This is a genomic window from Pseudarthrobacter sp. efr-133-R2A-89 (assembly GCF_030209315.1).
Classification (GTDB): Bacteria; Actinomycetota; Actinomycetes; order Actinomycetales; family Micrococcaceae; genus Arthrobacter.
The window spans coordinates 605,828-629,164 of the sequence record NZ_JARVSE010000002.1 but is presented as its reverse complement, the minus strand read 5'-3'; the positions used below and the strand labels follow the sequence as shown (position 1 = coordinate 629,164).

Sequence of the window (23,337 nt, the reverse complement as noted above, 5' to 3'; positions counted from 1 at the left end):
TATCAGCTGGCCGGCGTGTAGGACGAGAGGAGCGGGTAGGCGTTGGTGCCGGCGAACTTCACCTGCGCCACCTTCTTGGTGTTGTAGCCCTGGTTGGTCAAGGCCTCGTACAGCGGGATCATCCAACCGGATTCCACCAGCCGGGTGTTCAGCTTCGTAGCGGCGGCCTTCACGGCGGCGTCGTCCTTCGCTGCGGCCAGCTCGCCGGTGGCGGCGCTGAGCTGGTCATCGGTGGCCTTTTGGACGTTGGTGAATCCGTTGAGGATGGCGCCGTACATCACGCCGACGGGGTTGTCCCAGTTCAGTGGTGCGTAGCCCAGGGGCGTGGTGGCGACGGCGGCGAAGGCTTCGTCGGTGGATGCGGCCATCTTCACGTTCATGGTGATGCCGACTGCGGCGAGGTCCTTCTGGACTGCCTGCAGGTCCGTCTGGGTCTGTGCGCCGGCGATGATGGTGAACTCGAACCCGTTGGGGTAGCCGGCCTCGGCCAGCAGGCTCTTCGCCTTGTCCGGGTTGTACGCGAACTTGGTTTCGAGGTCCTTGGTGAAGCCGGCCGAATCCTTGGGGAGGGCATTCCAGGCGGGGATGTCACCCTTGTGCAGGGCGTCCACCAGGGCCTGGCGGTTGATGGCGTACTGGATGGCCTGGCGGACCTTCTCCTGTGCGAACGCCGGGGCGGTCTTGCCGATCTTGTCGAAGGAGATCATGGTGTTGACGGTGCCGCCGATCTGGGAAACGCCGACGCCCTTGGACTTCGCGAAGTCAACGGTGTTCGAGGTCAGCATGGCCACGTCGGCCTGGCCGGAAACCAGGGCGTTGGCGCGGGCCTGGGGGTCCAGGACAACGCTGAAGACCACCTTCTTGTAGGCGTACTTGGAAGCGTCAGCGCTCTTGTCGTTCTTCACCAGGACGTACTTGTTGCCCTTCACGGTGGAGGGGTCAAGGGTGTACGGGCCGGAACCGTCAGGGGTCGCAGCGAGGCTGGAGGTGTCGGCGACACCGTTCTTGCCCACGATCATGCCGGTGGTGGAGGCCAGGTTCTTCTCGAATCCGGGCTGCGGCTTGGCGAAGGTCAGGGCCACCTGGGTGGGGCTGACCACGTCCACGGAGGTGATTTCCTGGGCGCCGCCCTTGGCGACGGCGGAGTAGGCGCTCAGTGCGGGATCGGAGCGGCGGTCCAGGTTGGCCTTGACCAGGGCGGCATCCAGTTTGGAGCCGTCGGTGAACGTGACGTCGTCCTTGAGGTTCAGCGTCAGGACGGTGTTGTCCGCGTTGTAGCTGAAGTCCTTGGCCAGGCCCGGACCTGCGGAACCGTCCGGCTGAAGGGTCATCAGGCTGTCGTAGAGGCCTTCGAAGAACTGGCGCTGGGCTGCGGAGACGCGCAGCGGGTCGAAACCGAAGGAGGCTGAGTCGCTGTCGATGGCCAGGGTGAGGCTGCTGGTATCAGCCTTTGCGGCGGCTTGGCTGGACCCGCCGCCGCAGGCGGCCAGGGAACCCATCAGCAGGGCACCGGCCAGAACGGCGGAGCTCGCACGGGCAGTGGAGTTCGGAAGTTTCATGTAGTGCGCCTTTGCATTCTGATGTGATGACGGAGGAACGGTTGTGGGGGCTGGCTGCTCGCCGGCTCCCTTCAAGAATCAGCCGGGGCCACAGGCACCAAACATGACAATGTCATTGATTGAAAAGGTATTGTGGCGGCGGTCACGCCTGGCGGAAGGATGGGTGGAAGGCAGCGAAGCCTCGGACGCCCAAACGCGTCCATCACGAAAGGAACCCCATGACCAACCCGTTCCCCCGCGACTTCCTTTGGGGCGTGGCCACCGCCGGCCACCAGGTGGAAGGCAACAACGTCAACAGCGATACCTGGTTCCTGGAGCACCTTCCCGAAACGATTTTCGCGGAGCCGTCCGGGGATGCCGTGGACCATTACCACCGCTACCGCGAGGACATCGCACTGATCGCCGGCCTCGGTTTTACCAGCTACCGCTTCTCCGTGGAATGGGCCCGGATCGAACCGGAGGAAGGCAAGTTCTCGGTGGCAGCACTGGACCACTACAAGCGGGTGCTGGAAGCCTGCCACGACCATGGACTCACCCCGGTGGTCACGTTCCACCACTTCACGTCACCGCTGTGGCTCCTTCGGATCGGCGGTTGGGAGGGCAGCCGGACACCCGAACTCTTCGCACGCTACTGCGACCGGGTCATGGCCCACCTAGGTGACCTGATCGGCGTCGCCTGCACCCTGAACGAGCCCAACCTCCCTTGGCTGCTGGAGTCGTTCGGCATCGGCGGGGAAGCCCCCGAAAACCGCGGTTCGGTGCCCATCTGGGCCGCCGCCGCCGAGCGCCTGGGCGTGGCGGCTGCCACCCTCGCGCCGTTCCAGTTCTGCTCCACCGAAGCCGGTTTCGAGGTTAAGGTGGCCGCGCACCGGGCCGCCACCAAGGCCATCAAGGCCCGTCGCCCGGACCTCCAGGTGGGGTGGACCCTCGCAAACTCCGATATCCAGGCGCTGCCCGGTGGCGAAGGGATCGCGGACCGAGTGAGGCGGGACGTCAACGAGCGTTTCCTCGAGGCATCCCGTGGCGACGACTTCGTGGGCATCCAGACCTACGGGCGCACCGTGTACGGCCCGGAAGGCCATGCCCCGGCGCCGGAGGGCGTGCCCACCAACCAGATGGGCGAGGAAATCTATCCCCAGGCGCTGGAGGCCACCATCCGCGAGGCCCACAGGATCGCCGGCATCCCGGTGATCGTCACCGAGAACGGCCTGGCCACCGAGGCTGACACGCAGCGGGTGGCGTACCTGCGGACGGCCGTCGACGGCGTTGCTTCCTGCCTTGCGGACGGCATCGATGTCCGCGGGTACATCGCATGGACCGCGTTCGACAACTTCGAATGGATCTTCGGCTACGGGCCCAAGTTCGGCCTGATCGCCGTCGACCGCTCCACCCAGGAACGAACTCCCAAGGAGAGCGCGCGCTGGCTGGGGAACCTGGCCAGGGAGCACGCTGAGGCCGGGGCGCCGCTGCCCGCCTAGCGCCAACCTCGATGGTCCGGGTTTCCACGGGAAGCCCGGACCATGCCTGTTCCGCCGGAACCGGCGGCGCATTCGCTAGGCTGGGACATGCCGCAGACTGTCGCGGCGAGAATGGATTCGGGGGGATCTGTGCCGCAGTCAGGCCAGTGGGGCAGGGCGTACTTTGCCGTTCAAGCTGTCGCCGGGTGTTTGTGGTGGATTGCGGTCTTCCTGGACCCGGCGGTGCGCCGGGCAACCCTGGGAGGCTTGGACCCGTTCCTTGTTGCCGTGTTCGACATTCCGCTGTTTGTCCTTGCCTCTGCGGCCGCAGCCCGCGGCGTGCGGTCCGCAGCGGTTGCCGGCACGGTGTGGACCACCATTGTTACCGTTGCCTTGGCCGTCTATGCCACGGTAAGCGCCCAGGCGGGCCTCGGCGTGCTGGCCATGGGCGCCGCCACTGCGGGGTCGGTTACCGGACTGTGCCTGGTGCTGTTTGGCCGCATCCCCACGGCGTGGATTGTCCGTGGCCCGTTTGCGTTCCGTCCGGCCCGGAAACGCACGAACGCAGGAGCCCATGTGGCCGCCACGTTCGGACAGATTGTCGTGTTCTGGGGATTCTTCCTGGGGCTGGTCCCGGCCTGCCTGGCCGTTCTCGAACAGCGCTGGGGGTTGGGCCTGGACTTCCCGGCAGTTGCCGTCCCGGCCGGCGTCGCCATCCTCATCCTTGCGAGCGCCTTGGGGATCTGGTCTGCCGCCGTGATGTCCACCCTCGGAGACGGGACGCCGTTGCCGTCCGTGATGGCAAACCGCCTTGTGGTTGCCGGGCCGTACCGCTGGATCCGCAATCCGATGGCGGTGGCGGGCATTGTGCAGGGGGCCGCAGTGGGGCTCATCCTGCAGTCGTGGCTGGTGGTTGGCTATGCGGTGCTGGGCTCACTGGTGTGGAACTATGCGGTCAGGCCACTGGAAGAAGCAGACCTCTCGAAGCGTTTCGGCCAGGAATTCCAGCGCTACCACGAAACCGTCCGGTGCTGGATCCCGACTTTTCCCGGCAGCCGCCGTACCGGCACCGCTAATCAACGGCCGGTTCGCGGATAACCAGCACCGGGCAGTGTGCGTGGTGGATGGTCTGGTGCGAAACGGAGCCAAGCATCATGCCGGTGAATCCGCCGTGGCCGCGGGAGCCCACCACTATGAGGTTGGCATCTTTGGATGCCTCGATGAGCGCCGAAGCCGGGTTCCCCTCCACGATGCGGCCGGTGATGGCAACGTCCTGGTCCTTGACGCGTTCCAGCTCCGCCTCCAGGATCGCCTGCGCGTCCTTCTCGAAGATTTCATAGTCCCAGGCGGTGCCCAGGGCATCAGTGACATAGGGGAAGTTCCAGGCGGTTACGGCCTGCACTTCGCCGTGCCGCAGCCTGGCTTCCTGCACGGCCCAGTCCATGGCGGCCCGGGACTGCTCCGATCCGTCCGTTCCCACCACGATCTTGTACTTTCCGTCACCGGCCATGGCTCCCCTTTTCCGTCCCAGCATTTCAGACCGGGTCAGCCCCGGCCGGGCGCATTGGTCCCTGCCTCCTGATTGCTGCCTGTTCCGGCCCATCAAGTTGACCGCTGGGACCGTTTTCCTGCCTAGGGGCGAAGGTCCTCCGGCAGCTAGAGGTGGCGGAGGTAGCGTTCGGGCGAGTCCATGAACCCTTGCCAGTTCGCCACGAGCTCCAGCTCAGCCCAGGACCGGGACCGCAAACCCCAAGGCCCCGCTTCCAGGATGGTGGCGCCGGGCAATGCGGCCAGCAGCGGCGAATGGGTGGACATGATCACCTGGGATTGGCCGCCGGCCAAGAGGTCCTTCAGGACGGACAGGAGACTAAGGCATCCCGAAAAAGACAGTGCGGACTCCGGTTCGTCCAGGACCCAGAGTCCGGCTCCGCGGAACCGGTCGGCTGCCAACTGCAGGAAGGACTCGCCATGGGACATGTCATGGAACGGAATGTCCGGCGTGAACGTGCTGGGATTCTTTTCCAGGTAGGTGTACAGCCCGTGCATTGTCTCGGCCCGGAGAAAGTAGCCCCGCCGGGTGGCGCCCGGGTTCCGGACCAGCTGCAAATGGTCGCCGAGGACGGACTCGGTAGGCCGGGTGGTGTGCCTGGCGCCCGTGGACCCGCCCTCCGGGGACAGCCCGTAGGCGAGCGCGATGCCTTCCACCAGCGTGGATTTACCCGAGCCGTTCTCACCCACCAGGATGGTGGCCGGGCCCAGGTCGAGCCCCTGGTCGAGGACTTGGGCCACCGGCGGCAGGACGGCCGGCCAGCGTACGCGGTCAAGGACGTTCGAGGGGTCCTCTGCCAGGCGCCGGATCGGGTAGGAGCGCAGGGGCATGGGCCCATTCTTACAGGAAAAAAAATCTTCTCCACTTCACCCATCCATTCCGGGTTCCGCTCCGAAGTCCAGTGGAACAGGTGTAGCAAAGGCTAGGACGGGACAATGGATGCCGTGGACCAGCAAGCCCTGACGGGGGCCGTCATCAAGGAGCACCGGCTGGATATCTCGCAGCTGTGGCTCGAATTCGTGGGGCTCGGCGGCGACGCCTCGGAACAACTCATCCGTGCGTACTGCGCCGGCGAAGCCACCCTGTCGGCGAAGGAACGGGACGCACTGTCGTTGGCCGTCAATGAGCACTGCACTGCCAAGGGCCTGAGGCTCCGGGCACCACTGAGCAGTTCCGCCCTGATCCTCCGGCACACCCGGAAGGACTCCCCGTCGGGAGGCCCGCAAAGCTGAGCAGGTCCCCGCGGCCGCCGTGGGGCGCCCCCACGACGTAACCTGTCAACCATGACCCTTCTCTCCACCCCCGGTGGTTCCCTCCGCGGCACCTCCCTCGGAACTGACGGGACCACCGTCCACCGGTTCCTTGGCATCCCGTACGCCGGGCCGCCGTCGGGCGTGAACCGCTTCCGTCCGCCCGTGCCATTGGAGTCGTGGGACGGGGTGCTGGACTGCACCGCCGCCGGGCCTGCGGCACCGCAAAACCCCGAATCCCCGGCACCTCCAGGTGCCGTGCCGCGGAGGTGGAGCGAGGACGCCTGCCTGAACCTGAACGTCTGGACGCCGGATTCCGGCGGCCAGCCGCGGCCGGTGATGGTTTGGATCCACGGCGGCGCGTACGTGCTGGGCGCCAACAGCGACGCCATGTACGACGGCGCCAGGCTCGCCGCCGCGGCGGGCGCGGTGGTGGTGTCCATAAATTACAGGCTCGGCGCGCTGGGCTTCCTGCACCTGGCGGACCTGCTGGGGGACGGGTACGCCGAGTCGTCCAACGTTGCCTTGCTGGACCAGCTGGAGGCCCTTCGCTGGGTCCGCCGCAACATCGGCCCCTTCGGCGGCGACCCTGGGAACGTGACCATCTTTGGCGAGTCGGCGGGAGCCGCAGCGATTGGCACCCTGCTGGGGATGCCGGCGTCGGAAGGGCTGTTCCGCCGGGCCATCATGCAAAGCGGAACGGCCGAGCGGTACCGCCAACCGGAGGAGTCCGCCCGGATCAGCGCCGCGTTCCTTGACCTGTGCGGCCTGGCCCCCGCGTCCGCAGCGGAACTCCTCACCCTCCCGGTGGAGCAGCTGCTGGCAGCACAAAAGGGCCTGGAAAAGCGTTTCGCCGCGCAGTCCTACGCAGTCCCGCTCCCCTTCCAGCCGACAGTGGGGATGCCGTCATTGCCGGCGCCGCCGCTCGACTCGGTCCGGAACGGAGTGAACAGCGGCGTCGACCTGCTGATCGGAACCAACCTCAACGAGGGCTCGTTCGCGGTGGAGATGCGCCCGCCCTCTCCGGCCGACCCCGGCTACCCGGAGCGGGCCGCCGCAGTCCTGGCCGCGGCCGGGATTCCTGCCGCCCAAGCCGCCGGATACGCGGCCTCGCTGGAAGCGGTGCTGCAGCGTGAACCGGCAGGCAAGGAACTCCTGGAATCCGCCATTGCCGATTCCCTGTACCGGCAGCCCAGCAACCGGCTCCTGGCGGCCCGGCGCGCGGCGGGCGGCGCCGGGAAGAGCTTTGCCTACCTGTTCACGTGGCGCAGCCCGGCCATGGGCGGCAAGCTCGGGGCCTGCCATGCCCTGGAAATCCCGTTCGTCTTCCGGCACCTGGACGCACCGGCGGCGGCTTTCCTCACCCGCGGCAGCGCACCACGCCGGCTCAGCGACGCCATGAGCGGGGCCTGGGCATCCTTTGCGCGGACGGGGTCACCGGACACGGTTCAGATCGCGTGGCCCGAGTACGGGCACGCACGCAGCACCATGGTGTTCGACGACGAGACGCGCCTTGAGGCCGACCCGCGCGGTGCGCTTCGGGCGTTTTTTGAGGCCGTCAGCCCGCTGCCAGCGAGTTAAGGGTGTCCCGGATGCCGTTCAGGGCGGGGTCCCGCAGTGAGTTGAAGGCCGGTTTAAGCAGCGGCTGGATGATCTTGGCCGGCCCGTTGATGCTGAACTCGGCCGTGTACGTGACCACAGAACCTGTCCCGCTGGCGCGGACGTCGATGGAGTCGTACGAGGTGACGGTCTTGTTCTCGCCCCGGAGCTTGATGTGGTTTTCCGAGAGCTCGATGACCTCGTAGGTCAGGGCCTGGCGTTTGCCGCGAAACTCGGATTCGGCGTGGTACTTGTGCCCCACGGCCACCGGTCCCGGCGTGATCTTGTCCATGACAGGGGTGTTGGGGTCCCATTTGCTGGTGTTCTCGAACTCACTCAGGAAGGCAAAGGCCTTCTCCGCGGACAGGTTGGTTTCCACACTTCCGGTGACTGTGATCATCACCCCAGTGTAGGAGGACCAGGCCGTGGAGCGGCGGCCATTCTGCGCCGCGGCCCTGCCCAGCTCCGGGGCAGGGCCCGTCAGCAGGACTCGAAGTCGGTAAGCACCTTCACTTTGCCAGCCGAGGCCGACGCCGGATCGAACGTGTAGCCGATCCATTCCCTGGCGAGGCGGCGGGCGAGTTCGATGCCCACCACCCGCTGTCCCATGGTGAGGACCTGGCAGTCGTTGGACAGGATGGAGCGTTCCACGGAAAAGGAGTCGTGGGCGGCGGTGGCGCGGATGCCTTCGACCTTGTTGGCGGCGATGGCGACGCCGATTCCGGTGCCGCAGAACAGTATGGCCCGGTCAGCGGCGCCGTCCCGGATCATCTCGCCGGCGGCAATGCCCACGTAGGGGTAGGGCCGGGTGAAATCGTCCGGCGAGTCGCTCCGATTGACGCCGATGTCGATGACCTCGCTAACGCGCGGATCGTTCCGCAGGTCCGCGAGGACCTTGTCCTTGTAGTCCACGCCCGCTTCGTCCGCGCCGACAATGAGCCGCAGCCCCATGGTGTTTCCTTCCGTTGTCATGACTCAGCGGCCGTCGCCGCAATGGTGGTGGCGCCGGCTTCGGCCCCGGCGGCGCGGGTGAAGTGCGGCCCCATGACGGCGAAGACCATGGCCAGCGATGTGGCGCCGGGATCCGCCGTACCCAGGCTCTTTTCCGCCAGGGGCCGGGCCCGGCCCTTGAGTGGCAGGAGGTCCGCGGTTGCCTCCGCGGCGATGGCCGCCTCGCGTGCCGCGTCCTGCCATGCCCGGCCCGGTTCCACGCCGTAACCCACCGCCCGGCTGAACCCGGCAACAAACGGCAGCAGGGCGTCCACCATGGTCTTGTCCCCCGCTTCGGCTTTGCCCAGCTGGACAATCCGGTCCGCGAACGCCGTCACTGCTGCCGCCAGCGCACTGGGTGCGGGTGCGGAAGCATTGCCCACCGTCTCTCCGAAGGCCCGCAGCCCAGCACCCCACAGGACACCGGAGGTGCCGCCTGCCTTGTCCGCCCAGGCGTCGCCGGCGGCAGCCAGCACATCGCCGGCGCCGGCGCCGTTGCCCAGTGCGGCGGAGGCGGCTGCGGCGGCCGCGTCCACGCCGCGGACCATGCCCCGGCCGTGGTCGCCGTCACCGGCAATCGCATCCATGCGGCCCAGCCGCTCTTCGGCGTCGTGCAGCGACGCACGGGCGGCGTCGATGGCCGCTACGCAGGCCGCGGCATATCCGCGGGAGGACTCGGTGGCGACGAACTCAGAGACTCCCGCGCCGCCGTCGGCCGTTTCCTCGACGCCCCGGGCCCCGGCCTCCAGGGCAGCGTTGCCGCGGCGGTAGGCAGGCGTCTCCGCAGGGGCAACCCACAGCGGCTCAAGTTCCTCATCAAGCCAGGTGATGGTGAGCGAGACGCCGGCCATGTCCAGGCTGGTCACCAGCTCGCCCACCTCGGGCATCACCAGCGTGCAGCCGGCGGCACGCAGCAGCGGCGCCACGGTCCCCCAGAGGACGAAGAGCTCCTCATGCTTGGTGGAGCCGAGGCCATTGAGGATGACGGCGATGCGACTGCCGGCGTCCGGCGGGGTTTCGGCGAGCACCCGGGACACCAGTTCGTGGCCGAGGTCCTTGGCCGAAGGCAGGTCGGTGTCGTGCAGGCCGGGTTCGCCGTGGATGCCCAGGCCCAGGCCCATCTGCCCTTCGGGCAGGGTGAACAGGGGCGATTCGGCGCCCGGGAAGGTGCACCCGGCAAACGCGCTGCCGATGGTCCGCGTCAGGTCGTTGGCCTTGCGGCCCAGCCGGACCACCTCGGCGAGGTCCGCGCCGTTCTCGGCGGCGGCGCCCATGACCTTGAACACCGTGAAGTCACCGGCGATGCCGCGGCGTTTCGCTGATTCCGACGGCGGGGCGCTGGCGATGTCGTCAGTGACCAGGACGTTCTCCACGGCGATACCCTCGGCGGCCAGGCGCTCGCTGGCCATGCCGAAGTTCATCACGTCGCCGGCGTAGTTGCCGTAGGTGAAGACGACGCCGGCACCGGACTCGGCGGCCTTGGCCACCGAGTAGGCCTGCTGCGCCGACGGCGAGGTGAAGATGTTGCCCACCACCGCGCCATCGGCGAAGCCGGCACCGATCAGCCCGGCGAAGGCCGGGTAGTGGCCCGAGCCGCCGCCGGCCAGGACTGCCACCTTGGGCTGTGCCGGCCGGAAGCGGCGGACGGCACCGCCCGGAACCTGCCGGACCAGGTCCGAGTGGACGTCGCAGAACCCGGCGAGGGCTTCCTCGGCGAAGTCGGAAGGGTCGTTGAAGATCTTGGTCATGGAGGAGCTTTCTGGCTGGCGCCGGGGCCGGCTGCTAGTGGATGTGGCTGCCGCCGTTGATGTCAATGGTGGTGCCGGTGAGGTAGGCGGAGTCCTCGGAGGACAGGAAGGTGATCACGGAGGCCACTTCTTCGGTGGTGGCGTTGCGGCCCAGCGGGATGCCGGCGTTGATGGCTGCTTCCTGTTCCTCGGTGCTGCCCACGCGGATGTTGGTGTCCACCGCACCCGGGGTGATGGCATTGACGGTGACGCCGGTGGTGCCGAGTTCACGGGCCAGGGCCTTGGTGAAGCCCAGGATGGCGGCCTTGGCAGCGGAGTAGGGAACCTTGCCGAAGACGCCGCCGCCGCGCTGGGCGGAGACGGAGGACATGTTGACGATCCGGCCCCAGCCGTTATCGATCATGGCGGGCAGGAAGGCCTTGGTCACCAGGTAGGTGCCGGTGGCGTTGACGTCCATGACCTTGTGCCACAGCTCGAGGGTGGTCTCCAGGAATGGCACCGGGGAGGTGATGCCGGCGATGTTGGCCAGGGCGCCGACGGGCGGGAGGTTGCCGGCTGCCACTTCGGCGGCGACGGCGGCCTGGGCGGCGGTGACGGAGGCTTCGTTGGCGACGTCGATCTCGTGGCCGAACGCGGGGACATTGAATTCGTTGCCGATTTCGGCTGCGACCTTGGCGGACTTCTCGCCGTCGAGGTCCAGGATGGCGATGCCCCAGCCTTCACGGGCGTAACGGCGGGCGGTGGTGATGCCGATGCCCCGGTCCGAAGTTGCTCCGGTGAGGACGGCGGTGCGCTGGATGGTGGTCATGGTGGTGCTCCTTGGATTGTTCAGTTCAGATGAGGTCGGTGATGAAGCTTGCAGCCTTGGCGGCGGCGGCCGGGCGTTCGTCATGGGTGACGTCCCGGGTTTCCAGTTCGAGCGAGAAGTGGCCGGCGTAGCCGTCGGCGGCGAGGCGTATCAGGCCGCCGACGAAGTCGGCGTCACCGTTGCCGATGCTGAGGTTGATGTTCCCCGGCACGGCGTCGCGCAGGTGGACGTGGCTGATGCGGCCCTGGTGCCGGTCCAGGTAGGCCTGGATATCTTCGCCGGACGCCACAATGTGGCTGAAGTCCATGACGATTCCGACGCCGGAACCGGCCAGCCGGTCGGCCAGCAGTCCCGCACGTTCCAGGTTCCAGCAGAACCGCAGGAAGTGCAGGGACTCGGTCCAGAGTTCGACGCCGAAACCTGCAGCGCGCCGGGCCGCAGCCGCGAGCTGCCCGGCAATGAGGTCCAGGTCTTCCTCGACGCTCCGGACCGGGTTGTGATCGAGGGCGCCGCAGGGCAGCACCAGGGCGTTGGCCCCAATGTTGGCAGTGAGGGCGAGCAGGGCGTCAAGGTGGCACCGCCTGGCGTCCTGCCCATCGGCGTCGAGGACTGCGTTCAAGTCCCCGATGTCGCCGTTCACTGAGCGGACCCGCAGACCGGAAGCGACGACTTCCTGCGACACCGCAGCCACGGCGGCCTCGTCAAGTTCGTAGGGGACATGGTCGCAGACCCCGGGCAGGGCGCCCAGATCGATCTCTTCGAATCCCAGACCCTTCATGGTGCCCAGCGCAGTGCCCAGGTCCTGGTGCCGGAAGCTGATGGATGAGCACCCAAGTCTGGAATGGAACATCATTGATCCTTTGAATCGTGCCGAGCGGTAGTGATGGACACCACAGTACCGGCGTTAACTGTCAACAGTCAACTCTGAAAGTCGACTGTTGACAGTGAAGATGAGGTGCGTCACACTGGGTCTTACCAATTTGTTAACAGTCGACAGCGGCGAAACTTCTCAGCCGCTTTTCGAAAGGGAACCACCATGAGCAAAGATGCTCTGACCATGCGCGGCCCGGTCCACGGCACCAAGGACGCCCGCCGAGTTGCCATCGGATCCGGCGTGGGGGCCGTCATCGAGACGTATGACTTCATCGGCTTCGGCACCGCTGCCGCACTGTACTTCGGCACCGCCTTCTTCCCCGGCAGCGATCCCGTCACGGGGACCCTCGCCTCCTTCGCCACCTTGGGCGTCGGCTTTGCGGCCCGTCCGCTGGGCGGCATCATCGGCGGGCACCTGGGCGACAAGGTGGGCCGCAAGCCCGTCCTGGTCTCCTCGCTGATCCTGATGGGCCTGGCCACCTTCGCGATCGGCCTGCTCCCCACCTACGCCGCCGTCGGCCTGTTGGCTCCGGCACTGCTGGTCTTCGTCCGCATCGTCCAGGGCCTGGCCTTCGGCGCCGAATGGGGCGGCGCCATCCTGATGAGCTACGAGCATGCGCCGTGGAAGACCAAGGGCAAGTACACCGGCATCGTCCAGGCCGGTTTCCCCGTAGGCCTGCTGCTGGCCAACCTGACGTTCCTCGCGAGCGCCGGCCTCGGCGGTGAACTTGCCTGGCGCATCCCGTTCCTGGCCAGCATCGTGCTGGTCGCCGTCGGCCTGATCATCCGGTCCAAGGTTCCCGAGTCCCCCGTCTTCGACGAGGTCAAGGACAGCGGCACGATCGTCAAGGCACCCATCGTCGAGGTCCTCAAGACGGACTGGCGCAACATCGTCAAGGGCATCGGCCTGCGCATCGCCGAGACCGCCGGGTACGCCGTATCCATCACCTACATGATTTCCTACCTCAACAGCCAGCACTTGGCGGACAAGACCCAAACCCTTGTCGCCCTCTGCATCGCCTCTGCCATCGGCATCTTCGCCACCCAGGCCTGGGCAGCACTGACGGACCGCATCGGCCGCCGTCCCCTGTACATCTGGTCCACGGCCTTCGCCGCACTGTTCGCGATCCCGATGTTCCTGCTGGTCAACACCGGCCTGTTCGTCGCCATCATCCTCACCATCGCGATCTCCTACGCGGTCTGCCAGAACTCCCTGGCCGGCGCCCAGGGCGCCTGGTTCCCCGAACTCTTCCAGGCCAAGACCCGCGCCTCCGGTGCCAGCCTGGCCTACCAGATCTCCGCCATGGTTTCCGGCTTCACGCCGTTCATCACCACCTTGCTGTTCGTCAGCTTCGGCTGGATGGGCCCGGCGCTGCTCTTCGGCGCCTACGCCCTGATCGGCCTCTGGGCCGCGCTCGCCACTCGGGAAACCTGGGGCAAGCGGGAACGGCAGCTCGCTGACGAAGCCACCAAAAACACCCCCAACACGGTCAACGCCTGAATGACCACCACGCACCAGAGAATCACGGAGCACGCAATGCCTACAGAAACCATCCAGGGCGCCGCCCCGCAGGGGCAGACACAGGCCGGGGCGACCCCGGAGCGGGTGGACAGGATCAGCGCCGCCGCGTACCGCATCCGGCACCACGCCCTGAACATGGGCGAAGTCCAGGGCCAAGGCTACGTGGGGCAGGCCCTGGGGGCCGCGGACATGCTGGCCACCGTCTACGGGGACCAGCTGCGGTTCAAGGCAGAGGATCCGCACTGGGAGGCCCGCGACCGGTTCCTCCTCTCCACCGGCCACTACGCGATCGGCCACTACGCTGCCCTCGCCGAGGCCGGGATCGTCCCGGTCCAGGAGCTGGAAACCTATGGCTCCGATGATTCGCGGCTGCCGATGTCAGGGATGTCCACCTACACGCCCGGCATGGAAATCTCGGGCGGTTCGCTGGGGCACGGGCTGACCATCGCCGTCGGCATGGCTTTGGGCCTGCGATTCCAGGGCTCCAGCGCCCGGGTGTTCAACTTCCTCTCCGACGGCGAACTGGACGAGGGCTCCACCTGGGAGGCCGCCATGGGCGCGCACCACCACCAGCTGGGCAACCTCACCGCCATGGTGGACATCAACGCCCTGCAGGCCGACGGCAAGACCGACACCGTGCTCCGCACCGAGCCGGTCACCGAAAAGTGGGAAGCGTTCGGCTGGTACACCCAGCGGGTGGACGGGAACGACGTCGGCGCGCTGCTCGCGGCGTTCGACAACGCAGCCGCCCAGTCCGCCGCCGTCGGACGTCCCTCCGTGATCCTGTGCGACACCAAGGTGGGCCGCGGCGTCCCGCTGCTGGAGGAGCGCGAAAAAGCGCACTTCATGCGCATCGAAGAACACGAATGGCAGGTCTGCCGCGAGCAGCTCACCGCCGGTTATGAAGGAAAGGCTTCAGCATGAGCACCACCACGACGACGGCCACACCCGCCAAGCCCAAGCTGAAGACCTCGGCGATGATCGCCTCCTTCGCCGACCCGGGCCAGAAGACCTCTTCCGCGCCGTTCGGGCACGCCCTGGTCAAGGCTGCGCAGGAGAACGACAAGATCGTGGGCCTGACCGCCGACCTCGGCAAATACACGGACATGCACATCTTCGCCCAGGCCTTCCCGGAGCGGTTCTTCCAGATGGGCATGGCCGAGCAGCTGCTCTTCGGCGCCGCGGCCGGACTGGCCGAAACCGGGCTGGTCCCGTTCGCGTCCACCTACTCGGTGTTCGCGGCCCGCCGCGCCTACGACTTCCTGTGCCTGGACGCTGCCGAACCAAACCTGAACGTCAACATCGTGGGCGGCCTGCCGGGCCTCACCACCGGGTACGGTCCCAGCCACCAGGCCACCGAGGACATGGCGATCTTCCGCGGCATGCCCAACCTGACCATCGTGGACCCCTGCGACTCAGTGGACATCGAGCAGGCGGTGCCGCAGCTGGCAGCTTCGGAAGGCCCCACCTACCTGCGCCTGCTGCGCGGCAACGTGCCCACCGTCCTGGACGAGTACGGTTACACCTTCGAGCTCGGCAAAGCCAAAGTGCTGCGCGGCGGCAACGACGTCGTGTTCATCTCCTCCGGGCTGATGACCATGCGTGCCCTCCAGGCAGCCAAGGCGCTGGCGGCACACAACGTGGACGTCGCCGTCGTTCACACCCCCACGATCAAGCCGTTCGACGCCGAAACCGTCCTTGCGGAGCTCAATACCGACCGCCTCGCCGTCACGCTGGAAAACCACTCCGTAGTGGGCGGGCTGTTCGAAACCGTCGCCTCCGCCGTCGTCACCGCGGGGCTGGGCAAGCGCGTGGTGCCCGTGGCACTCCCGGACCAGTTCCTGGACGCCGGCGCCCTGCCCACCCTGCACGACCGCTACGGCCTGGCCACGGACCGCATCGTCGCCAAGGTCCTCGCCGAACTCGGCTAAGGCAAGGCACCCCATGGAGAATGCACGGCACCGGTCCCAAGCCGGTGCCGTGCATTCTGCCGTACTATCGAGAAACTACTCCCGACTGTAGACAGTCGACTTATGACATTGAGGACAGAAGCCATGGCCGGACTCACCGCCCCGTTGCTGGGACTGGAAAAGAAAAGCCTGCGCGAGCAGGCGCTCTCGGCGCTGCGGACCGCCATCACCAGCGGAGAACTGGAACCCGGCCGCCACCTGGTGGAAACCGAACTGTCCGAGATGCTGCAGATCAGCCGGGGCACCCTCCGCGAGGCGCTCCGCCAGCTGGAACAGGAGGGCCTGCTCTCCGCAGGCCCCCGCGGCAGGCTGTCCGTCCGGCACCTGGACGAAAAGGAAATCCGCGACATCTACTCCGTCCGCGCCGCCCTGGAATCGCTCGCCGCCCGGACCCTGTGCGAACTGCCTGACCGGCAGCAGGTCACCGACTCGCTGCACAAGGCCATTGACGCCATGGATGCCGCCGCCGGCGGCAGCCTGGAGGGACGGATCGAATCCGACCTCGAATTCCACCGCACGCTGTGCCGGCTCACCGGCAACGAAACACTGCTCCACTCCTGGGAATCCCTGGAGGGCTCCATCCGCATGTCCATCATGTTCGCCGGACTGGAAAAAGGCGTCAGCAACATGAGCGTGGACCGCCACAAGGACATTGTGGCCGCCATCGACACCGGCGATGCCGCGCTGGCCCGGAAGACCATCCTGGAACACATGGACACGGCCGCTGCCAACCTGGTGGCATAGTCCGCCGGCGGCACCAAAAACCGCGCCGCCTGTGCCTGTTTGGGAATCCTCGAAAGCTCCCGGCCGTTAACCTACTGTGCGGTAGAGTGCCGCAGCGTTAACGAGGGACGGTATGACCGCAAAGTTTGTGTCAGTTGAGGACGACGCCGGAAAGGTCACCCGGTATGCCCGCCACGACAACGGCGGCGGACTCATCGCTCCGGGAGCGAAGGTGGCCGAGAGCGCGCGGATCGGCCCCATGACCTACGTAGAGCACGGTGCGCAGGTGGGTTCAGGCTGCAGGATCGGGCACGGCAGCTGGATCGACCGTGACGCACGGATCGGTGACCGGACAGTGATCGGCGACGGCGTGCGCATCGGCCGCGGCACGGTCATCGGCAACCGGGTCCATATTGGCAGCCATTCCAGGATCGGCTCCGGCGTCCTGGTGGAGCACGGCGCCCACCTGGTCACGGACAGCACGGTGCCCGATGGCAGCGAAGTCCTCGCCGGGGCGCACTCGCGCCTGGCCGCCGCCGCGCACCGGCCGCACCGCAAAGCCAAGGGAAAACTCGCGGCGTAGGCCCCGGCCTGTCCTGGCCCGCGCACCGGCGCGGTCAGGGAACCGTACTGGCGCGCACCACCAATTCAGCCGGATAGACCACCGGGGCCACGTGCTCCCCGGGGGAGCCGATCGCGCTGACCAGGAGGTGTCCCGCCGCAGAAGCCATGTCCACCATGGGGTGCGCCACTGTAGTGAGTCCCAAGCCGTTTGATGCCTGGATGGCGTGGTTGTCAAAGCCAACCACCGCCACATCCTCCGGTACCCGCCGGCCCATGCCCCGAAGGGCATCCACGACGCCGAGGGCCATGAGGTCGGAGGCGGCGAACACCCCGTCCACCCCGGGCGCCAGGCCCAGCAGGCGCCCGGCCGCCGCGGCGCCGCCCGTCGTCGTAAAGTCCCCGTGGATGACGGGCCCGGGCTGCAGGCCCGCGTCCCTGAGTCCCTGGAGCCAGCCATCGAGGCGGTCGACGGCGGCCGTCATGTCGGTGGGGCCGGCAACAGTTGCCAGCGTGGTGCGGCCCAAGGACGCCAGGTGCCGGGCTGCCAGCCGGCCGCCCTCGAAGTTGTCCAGGTCCACGTAGGGAATTCCCGATCCCGTGTCCCATGGCCTGCCGATGAAGACGGTGGGCAGCCCCGTGGCACCCAGGGTCTCCACCCAGTCGTCCGTCCGGTGGTGGGACACCACGATGGCACCGTCCACGTGCCCGCCGCGCAGGTAGCGGAGGGTCCGGGCGGAGTCGTCCCCGGCCCGGGACATCAGCAGCACCAGCTGCAGGTCGGTGCCGCGCAGCGCTTCATTCACTCCGGTGATCACGGCGGCGAAGTAGGGGTCCATCATGACCCGGGCGTCAGGTTCAGGGATGACCAGCGCCACCGAACCGGCGCGCCGGGTGACAAGGCTCCGCGCAGCGCGGTTCGGTGTGTAGCCCAACGCCACGATTGCGGCATCGACGGCGGCCTGGGCCTTCGCGCTCACCTTGGACCCGCCGTTGATGGCGCGGGAGGCGGTGGAGCGGGATACCCCGGCGGCCGACGCCAGGTCCTCCAGCGTAGGACTGGCCTGCCCTCCTCGTGGCGTGCCCGGGCGGCTGGAGTTTGCGTTCATTCCAACGACAATACGACACCAAGGGTGCGTGGGAGCGCTCCCGAAAAGCCTTGCCGGGGCAAAAACGCAATGCTACGCTTCCCCGACGGGAGCGCTCCCACCACTCGGCCCGGCTGCCCCTGCCGCCCTGGCCGTCCACCCCATCACCGACAGGACCAGCAATGCCGCTAGCCCCACGCCCTGATACACCCCAGCCCCTACCGTCACCCCGCCTGCACCGGGCCGGAACAATTGCGGCCGCCACCGCCTTGCTCATGGGGCTCTTCGCCGCCGGCGGGGCAGCACCCGCCCAGGCCGCCGCACCAGCCCGGGGCCCTGCAGCCCAGGCACCGGCGTCGCCAATGCCCCAAGCCCCGGCTGCCGCTCCGGCAGCAGGGAATCCGTTCGGACCAAACACCTACGTTTTCGATCCCAGCATGCCGGTGTCCCGGATCAAGGCCACGGTGGATACCATTGCGGCGCAACAAGTGGACGACGAGATGGGGACCAAGCGCTACTCCCTGCTGTTCAAGCCCGGCACCTACGGCACGCCCCAGGAGCCGCTGATCATCCAGGTGGGGTATTCCACCGAGGTTGCTGGCCTGGGCGCTGCCCCCACCGACGTCACCATCAACGGGCACGTGGACGTCTACAACCGGTGCCTGGCCGCTGACAACTGCATCGCCCTCAACAACTTCTGGCGCTCTTTGTCCAACCTCACCATCAACGTCACCGGCCTGGAGGGCTGCCGGAGTTCCGCCAACTTCTGGGCTGCCTCCCAGGCCTCCCCCATGCGCCGGGTCAACATCACCGGCGGCAACCTCTCCCTGATGGACTACTGCACGGCCGGTCCGCAGTATGCCAGCGGCGGTTTCATCGCTGATTCAAAGACGGGCGCCGTCATCAATGGCTCCCAGCAGCAGTACCTGGTCCGCAACAGCAGCATCGGAAGCTGGTCCAATGGAGTCTGGAACCAGGTGTTCTCAGGGGTGAACGGTGCACCTGCCGATTCATTTCCGAACCCGCCGTACACCACCTTGGACAGCACTCCCGTCAGCCGCGAGAAGCCTTACCTGACCGTGGATCCGGCCGGCCAGTACAGCGTCTTCGTGCCGGCTGTCCGCCGGGACTCGGCCGGGACCACGTGGGAGAACGGCCCTACGGCCGGCCGCAGCATCCCCCTGGCAGACTTCTATGTCGCGACGCCCGCCGATTCAGCGCAGGCCATCAACTCCCAGCTGGCCCGCGGAAAGAACCTGCTCCTGACCCCCGGGGTCTACGACGTTGACCGGAGCATTGAGGTCAAGCGGGCCGGAACCGTGGTCCTGGGACTCGGCATGACAACCCTCACTGCCGGCAACGGCTCAGTTCCCCTGACGGTGGCAGATGTTCCCGGAGTGGACATCGCCGCCGTCACGGTGGACGCCGGCGAGGTGAATTCGCCCGCCCTGATGCGCATCGGCAAGGGCAATGGGAGCGGGCCGTCCGACTCATCCGTGCACAATGATCCGGCAAACCCCACCACGCTCCATGATGTGTTCTTCCGCGTCGGTGGACCGCACAGCGGCAAAGCCTCGGTCAGCCTGGAAGTCAACAGCGACAACGTCCTCCTGGACCACATCTGGGCCTGGCGCGCCGACCACGGGAACGGTGTCGGCTGGACCACCAACACCGGCGCGAACGGCGTGATCGTCAACGGCAACAACGTCACCGCCACGGGCCTGTTCGTGGAGCACTACCAGCAGTACAACGTCATCTGGAATGGAGAAGGCGGCAGGACGGTCTTCTTCCAGAACGAGCTGCCCTACGACGCCCCCAACCAGGCCGCGTGGCAGCATGACGGGGTCCTGGGCTGGGCAGGCTACAAGGTGGCAGACTCCGTCAAGGCCCACGAGCTCTGGGGCGGCGGCAGCTACGTTTACACCAACGTCGACCCCGGCATCCACGCAACGAGGGGCTTTGAGGTGCCGGTAACTCCGGGAGTGAAGCTGCACAGCCTTTTGACGGTGAACCTCGGCGCAGGCACGCTGGATCACGTGGTCAACGACACGGGGGCGCCAGTCTCAACCGACGCCGTGGGTGTTCCCAGCTACGTAGCCGATTTCGGCTGACCAGGCTGATTCCGTCCGGTAAGGTCCGGACCTGGCGGGCGCGGTGCCGGTGGTACCGCGCCCCGTCACTTGGTTCGGAATGCCTTGCCCTTCAGCGCTGCGCCGGCCCAGACGGCCAGCAGCAAGGCGACCAGCAGCAGGCCGGCGTCGCCCAGGTCGATCGATCCGAGCCACCCCGTCACAGGGTCGTCAAGGGACAACGCTGAGTGCAGGAATCCGCCCAGCGTGATCACGGCAATGAACAGGGCGGACACTGCCGAGATGCCCGTGACCACGGCGTTGAAACCGAGCTTCCGCCGGGGGTCGTCCAGCGCGGAGCGGTACATCCGCAGCATGGCCATGCCGTTCACGGAGTCGCAGAGGGTCATCGCGGCGGCAAAAGAGACCGGCAGCGCAAGCAAGGCGAACGGCGGCACTCCGGCCAGCGAGGCCGCCGTCGTCATCATCAGCAGCCCGATGGTGGTGGCAGTGTCAAAGCCCAGGCCGAACAGGAACCCGATCACGTAGATGTTCCGCGGCCGGCGCACCCTGGACAGCGGCCGGGCCAGCAGCCGCGCCACCGCGCCCTGCGGTTCAAGGTCCCCGGGCTCGACGGCGGCGCCGCTGCGGGCGCGGCGGTAGGCGCCGGCGGAGCGGACGAAAGCGGAACCGTTGAACAGTCCCATGGCCAGCAGGAACAGGCCGGACACGCCGCTGCCGATCAGGCCCAGGACCAGGTTGCCGGCCGAACCGTCCTGCATCAGTCCACCCACCAGCGATACTCCCGCGATGACCAGCACCCCGGCGAGGGCAACCACGGAGCTGTGCCCCAGGCTGAAGGCGAAGCCAACACTGACCGGGTCTTGACGCTGCGCCACGAACTTGCGGGTGGAGTTGTCGATGGCTGCCAGATGGTCCCAGTCGTAGCTGTGCTTCACGCCGGCCAGGTAGGCGGTGAGGAACAGGCCCCAGGTCAGCGGTTGCCCGCCGCCGTCGGCCGTGCCGGCGAGCAGGAGGACGACGGCGGCGGCGTGCAGGGCGGCCACCGCCCCGAAAGTGAACAGCGCGCGGGTCCGGAGCGGCAGGGAGTCCCGGTCCCGGTAGAGCGCGGCGATGCTGGTCATCAGTGCTTCCTCAGGTCCAGCGGGCCTTGGCCGAACCAGCGGCTGCGCAGGAAGTCGGTACAGGACCGGAGCAGCCGGTTCAGTTCGTCGGTGCTGTTGGAGAGGCTTCGCAGGACCAGCCCGGCAGTCCCCGCAACTGGGCGCGTCAGTGAGATACCCGTCAGCGCGTCGCGGCCGGCGGTAAGCCCGTGCAGGTCGTCGGCGAGCGCCTGGTCCACCCTCGCATCCACCACCACCAGGGACCCGAGGTGGCTGTGGCCTTCCATGAATCCGAGCCCCGTGACGTCGTGCAGCGGTGGCCGGATCAGCAGGTTGTCCAGGGCCAGCAAGTGGGTTCCGCCGTCGGTTTCGACGCGGATTTCGTTGCGCAGCCGCACTTCCCGGTATTGGAAAGCCGAACCGTCCGGCGACCAGCCGGGAGTGACCACCTCAGCCATGACCAGGGACGACGACGGCGGCAGAATCACGGAGGTCCGCTGCCGGTAGCTGGCCTCGCGGTAGGCGATGAGCTGGTCCGGCATGAATTCCAGCCGGGCCCCCTCCCCCAGCCGCACCGCCATCCGCTGCTCGGCAAAAGACCCGGGAGTCCGATAAACCTTGGTAGCGGACTGGGTGGTCAACAGCAGGTCAGCCCCCTCCCCGACCTCCACATCCAACACAAAGAGATCCGCCCCAAGATAAGCCCCACCAGGATTGACGACAACATAACAAACCTGCCCAGAGTCATCGAGGTAATGCGGCCGCAGAACCCGAAGGGCCCCCTCATGGAACTGATGTGAGGCAAGGGACCTCCGCCCGCGCACCTCGACGCCCAGCTCAAGCCGCCCCATAGGTGACGTACCCGCTGAGGCGGCGGAGCCGGATGTAAGGGGCCGCGGCGTGGTGGGCACCGCGAAGCGGGCACGGCCCCTTGCATCCGGTGAAGCCGCCGGTGGCGCTCCCGCCGTCGTGCTCATGAGGCCAAATCGAGCATCAGGACATCGTGCCGGATCCAGTCGATGACCTTGTCCAGGCCCTCGTCAGTTTTCAGGTTGGTGAAGCAGAACGGCTTGTTGCCGCGGAATTCCTTGGAGTCCCGCTCCATGATGGCCAGGTCAGCGCCGACGTGGGGTGCGAGGTCGGTTTTGTTGATAATGAAGAGGTCGGACTTGATCATGCCTTGGCCGGCTTTGCGGGGGATCTTTTCGCCTTGGGCCACGTCGATGATGTAGATGGAGAAGTCGACGAGTTCGGGGCTGAAGGTGGCGGAAAGGTTGTCGCCGCCGGATTCCACGAAGATGACCTGCAGGTCGGGGTGGCGGGTTTTGAGTTCCTCGATGGCGGCGGTGTTCATGGAGGTGTCTTCGCGGATGGCGGTGTGCGGGCAGCCGCCGGTTTCGACGCCTATGATGCGGTCCACGGGGAGGATGCCGTTGGCGGCAAGGATTTTGGCGTCCTCGATGGTGTAGATGTCGTTGGTGATGGCGGCCATGGAAATTTCCCCGCTCATGTGCCGGGTGAGCCGCTCCACGAGCTGCGTCTTTCCTGCTCCGACGGGTCCGCCGATGCCGATCTTGATGGGTTCAGACATGTGTCCTCCTTTGACTCAAAAGCACAGTATTTTCAAGCACGGTCAGCTCATGAACATGCGGGCACGTTGGCGTTCGTGCCTCATTTGCGATATTTCCAGGCCGGGGCTGACGGCCCCAAAGTCGTCCGGCGTGAGGTGCGCGATCCTGGCGATGGCGGCAGCGACGTCGTCGTGCGCTCCCCGCAGCACCCGCTGCCCGGCGTTTTGGCCCAGCGGAATGGCGCGCACGGCATTCTGCGTCAGCGACGTGACGGTGGCGAAAAGGTAGGCGGCGAGCGCCTCCTGGAGCGGAACGTCCAGGGAGCGGGCGACGACGGCGAACGCGAGCGGCTGGTGCCCTGCGGCCCGGCCGTCACCCACCAGGTCCCGGTACAGTTCGAGCGCAGGTGAGGGAAACACCTCAGCACCGATTTCCAGCAACCGGAGCCCCATTTTGCAGCTCGCCTCCCGCACCTGCCGGGGCAAGAGAGAAGCAGAAAGAAGAGAATCCAGCTCCCCCACATCGGCCCCCGCATAAAGAAGCCGAATCGCCAGCCCATCCGAGTAAGTCAGCTGCTGCGACACAAAAGCGGACAGCCACCTACCAAACGAAGCCTCATCTAAAACGAGCTCCCGCTCGATGTACGTCTCAAACCCAAAGGAGTGCGCAAAGGCCCCGGTAGGCAAAGCGGAATCCACCAACTGTTGAAGAGCAAGCTGGTATCTGCTCACCGCAGGCGCTCCCAAGGTGACGAGCCCAAGCGACGCGAGGGGTATGGGGCCGCGGCGTGGCGGGCACCGCGAAGCGGGCACGGCCCCATATCCCTCGCGGCGTCCCAACCCAGCGCACCAACTGGAGCGCGCAGCGCGGCGACAG

The 23,337-nt window shown here is 67.1% G+C and carries 23 protein-coding genes; 10 read left to right on the top strand and 13 right to left on the bottom strand.

Annotation, left to right across the window (positions count from 1 at the left end):
• Positions 1-2: 2 nt before the first annotated feature.
• Positions 3-1,559 (bottom strand): ABC transporter substrate-binding protein, encoded by a 1,557-nt coding sequence (locus QRM95_RS05675; protein ID WP_285246834.1) that lies wholly within the window; start codon positions 1,557-1,559, stop codon positions 3-5.
• 218 nt (positions 1,560-1,777) lie between these two features.
• On the opposite strand from QRM95_RS05675, the gene QRM95_RS05670 reads away from it, so the two are divergent.
• A complete protein-coding gene (locus QRM95_RS05670; protein ID WP_285246833.1) occupies positions 1,778-3,037 on the top strand; it encodes a glycoside hydrolase family 1 protein in 1,260 nt (419 codons plus the stop codon).
• A 111-nt stretch (positions 3,038-3,148) separates the two neighbouring features.
• Positions 3,149-4,114 (top strand): methyltransferase family protein, encoded by a 966-nt coding sequence (locus QRM95_RS05665; protein WP_502934936.1) that lies wholly within the window; start codon positions 3,149-3,151, stop codon positions 4,112-4,114.
• Here QRM95_RS05665 and QRM95_RS05660 read toward each other — a convergent pair.
• Together QRM95_RS05660 and QRM95_RS05655 are read right to left on the bottom strand one after the other, a co-directional pair.
• On the bottom strand, positions 4,089-4,526 hold the full coding sequence (locus QRM95_RS05660; RefSeq protein WP_285246831.1) for a universal stress protein: 438 nt from the start codon (positions 4,524-4,526) through the stop codon (positions 4,089-4,091). The genes QRM95_RS05665 and QRM95_RS05660 overlap by 26 nt on opposite strands.
• A 146-nt stretch (positions 4,527-4,672) precedes the next feature.
• On the bottom strand, positions 4,673-5,395 hold the full coding sequence (locus QRM95_RS05655; RefSeq protein WP_285246830.1) for an AAA family ATPase: 723 nt from the start codon (positions 5,393-5,395) through the stop codon (positions 4,673-4,675).
• Between the two features lie 105 nt (positions 5,396-5,500).
• Between QRM95_RS05655 and QRM95_RS05650 the strand changes: the two genes are divergently transcribed.
• Positions 5,501-5,797 (top strand): hypothetical protein, encoded by a 297-nt coding sequence (locus QRM95_RS05650; RefSeq protein ID WP_285246829.1) that lies wholly within the window; start codon positions 5,501-5,503, stop codon positions 5,795-5,797.
• A gap of 51 nt (positions 5,798-5,848) precedes the next feature.
• On the top strand, positions 5,849-7,396 hold the full coding sequence (locus QRM95_RS05645) for a carboxylesterase/lipase family protein (protein ID WP_285246828.1): 1,548 nt from the start codon (positions 5,849-5,851) through the stop codon (positions 7,394-7,396).
• On the opposite strand, the gene QRM95_RS05640 is transcribed toward QRM95_RS05645, so the two are convergent.
• The 5 genes from QRM95_RS05640 to QRM95_RS05620 form a co-directional block, all read right to left on the bottom strand.
• A complete protein-coding gene (locus QRM95_RS05640) occupies positions 7,374-7,814 on the bottom strand; it encodes an SRPBCC family protein (RefSeq protein ID WP_133831267.1) in 441 nt (146 codons plus the stop codon). The genes QRM95_RS05645 and QRM95_RS05640 overlap by 23 nt on opposite strands.
• Positions 7,815-7,894: 80 nt before the next feature.
• Positions 7,895-8,386, bottom strand: coding sequence for an RpiB/LacA/LacB family sugar-phosphate isomerase (locus tag QRM95_RS05635; protein WP_285246827.1), 492 nt, complete (start codon positions 8,384-8,386; stop codon positions 7,895-7,897).
• Positions 8,383-10,152, bottom strand: a complete 1,770-nt coding sequence (locus tag QRM95_RS05630) for a dihydroxyacetone kinase family protein (RefSeq protein WP_285246826.1) — start codon at positions 10,150-10,152, stop codon at positions 8,383-8,385. Before QRM95_RS05630 ends, QRM95_RS05635 begins: the two co-directional genes overlap by 4 nt.
• A gap of 34 nt (positions 10,153-10,186) precedes the next feature.
• Positions 10,187-10,960 (bottom strand): SDR family NAD(P)-dependent oxidoreductase, encoded by a 774-nt coding sequence (locus QRM95_RS05625; protein WP_285246825.1) that lies wholly within the window; start codon positions 10,958-10,960, stop codon positions 10,187-10,189.
• A gap of 25 nt (positions 10,961-10,985) precedes the next feature.
• Positions 10,986-11,810 carry a sugar phosphate isomerase/epimerase family protein gene (locus tag QRM95_RS05620; protein WP_285246824.1) on the bottom strand — a complete coding sequence of 275 codons (825 nt, stop codon included), beginning with the start codon at positions 11,808-11,810 and terminating at the stop codon, positions 10,986-10,988.
• Between the two features lie 186 nt (positions 11,811-11,996).
• On the opposite strand from QRM95_RS05620, the gene QRM95_RS05615 reads away from it, so the two are divergent.
• The 5 genes from QRM95_RS05615 to QRM95_RS05595 all read left to right on the top strand — a co-directional run bounded on the left by QRM95_RS05615 (position 11,997) and on the right by QRM95_RS05595 (position 16,631).
• Positions 11,997-13,334 carry an MFS transporter gene (locus QRM95_RS05615; RefSeq protein ID WP_285246823.1) on the top strand — a complete coding sequence of 446 codons (1,338 nt, stop codon included), beginning with the start codon at positions 11,997-11,999 and terminating at the stop codon, positions 13,332-13,334.
• A gap of 36 nt (positions 13,335-13,370) precedes the next feature.
• The gene (locus QRM95_RS05610) at positions 13,371-14,279 is read left to right on the top strand and encodes a transketolase (RefSeq protein ID WP_285246822.1); all 909 of its coding nucleotides are present in this window, start codon (positions 13,371-13,373) and stop codon (positions 14,277-14,279) included.
• Positions 14,276-15,286: a transketolase family protein gene (locus QRM95_RS05605; RefSeq protein ID WP_285246821.1), complete on the top strand. Its 1,011-nt coding sequence runs from the start codon at positions 14,276-14,278 to the stop codon at positions 15,284-15,286. Before QRM95_RS05610 ends, QRM95_RS05605 begins: the two co-directional genes overlap by 4 nt.
• Positions 15,287-15,409: 123 nt before the next feature.
• Positions 15,410-16,069 carry a GntR family transcriptional regulator gene (locus QRM95_RS05600; protein WP_285246947.1) on the top strand — a complete coding sequence of 220 codons (660 nt, stop codon included), beginning with the start codon at positions 15,410-15,412 and terminating at the stop codon, positions 16,067-16,069.
• Positions 16,070-16,181: 112 nt separating this feature from the next.
• Entirely contained in the window at positions 16,182-16,631 is a 450-nt protein-coding gene (locus tag QRM95_RS05595; RefSeq protein WP_285246820.1) for a transferase, read from the top strand.
• Positions 16,632-16,665: 34 nt separating this feature from the next.
• Here the strand turns inward: QRM95_RS05595 and QRM95_RS05590 are convergent, their stop codons facing one another.
• Positions 16,666-17,718, bottom strand: coding sequence for a LacI family DNA-binding transcriptional regulator (locus QRM95_RS05590; RefSeq protein ID WP_285246819.1), 1,053 nt, complete (start codon positions 17,716-17,718; stop codon positions 16,666-16,668).
• Between the two features lie 161 nt (positions 17,719-17,879).
• Between QRM95_RS05590 and QRM95_RS05585 the strand changes: the two genes are divergently transcribed.
• Positions 17,880-19,808 (top strand): pectate lyase-like domain-containing protein, encoded by a 1,929-nt coding sequence (locus tag QRM95_RS05585; protein ID WP_502934932.1) that lies wholly within the window; start codon positions 17,880-17,882, stop codon positions 19,806-19,808.
• 65 nt (positions 19,809-19,873) lie between these two features.
• Here the strand turns inward: QRM95_RS05585 and QRM95_RS05580 are convergent, their stop codons facing one another.
• The 4 genes from QRM95_RS05580 to QRM95_RS05565 form a co-directional block, all read right to left on the bottom strand.
• Complete coding sequence (locus tag QRM95_RS05580; RefSeq protein ID WP_285246818.1) at positions 19,874-20,911, bottom strand: HoxN/HupN/NixA family nickel/cobalt transporter; 1,038 nt, start codon at positions 20,909-20,911, stop codon at positions 19,874-19,876.
• On the bottom strand, positions 20,911-21,741 hold the full coding sequence (locus QRM95_RS05575; protein ID WP_285246945.1) for an urease accessory protein UreD: 831 nt from the start codon (positions 21,739-21,741) through the stop codon (positions 20,911-20,913). Before QRM95_RS05575 ends, QRM95_RS05580 begins: the two co-directional genes overlap by 1 nt.
• Before the next feature lie 122 nt (positions 21,742-21,863).
• A complete protein-coding gene (gene ureG, locus QRM95_RS05570) occupies positions 21,864-22,481 on the bottom strand; it encodes an urease accessory protein UreG (protein ID WP_285246817.1) in 618 nt (205 codons plus the stop codon).
• Positions 22,482-22,523: 42 nt separating this feature from the next.
• Complete coding sequence (locus QRM95_RS05565) at positions 22,524-23,192, bottom strand: urease accessory protein UreF (RefSeq protein WP_285246816.1); 669 nt, start codon at positions 23,190-23,192, stop codon at positions 22,524-22,526.
• Positions 23,193-23,337 lie beyond the last annotated feature (145 nt).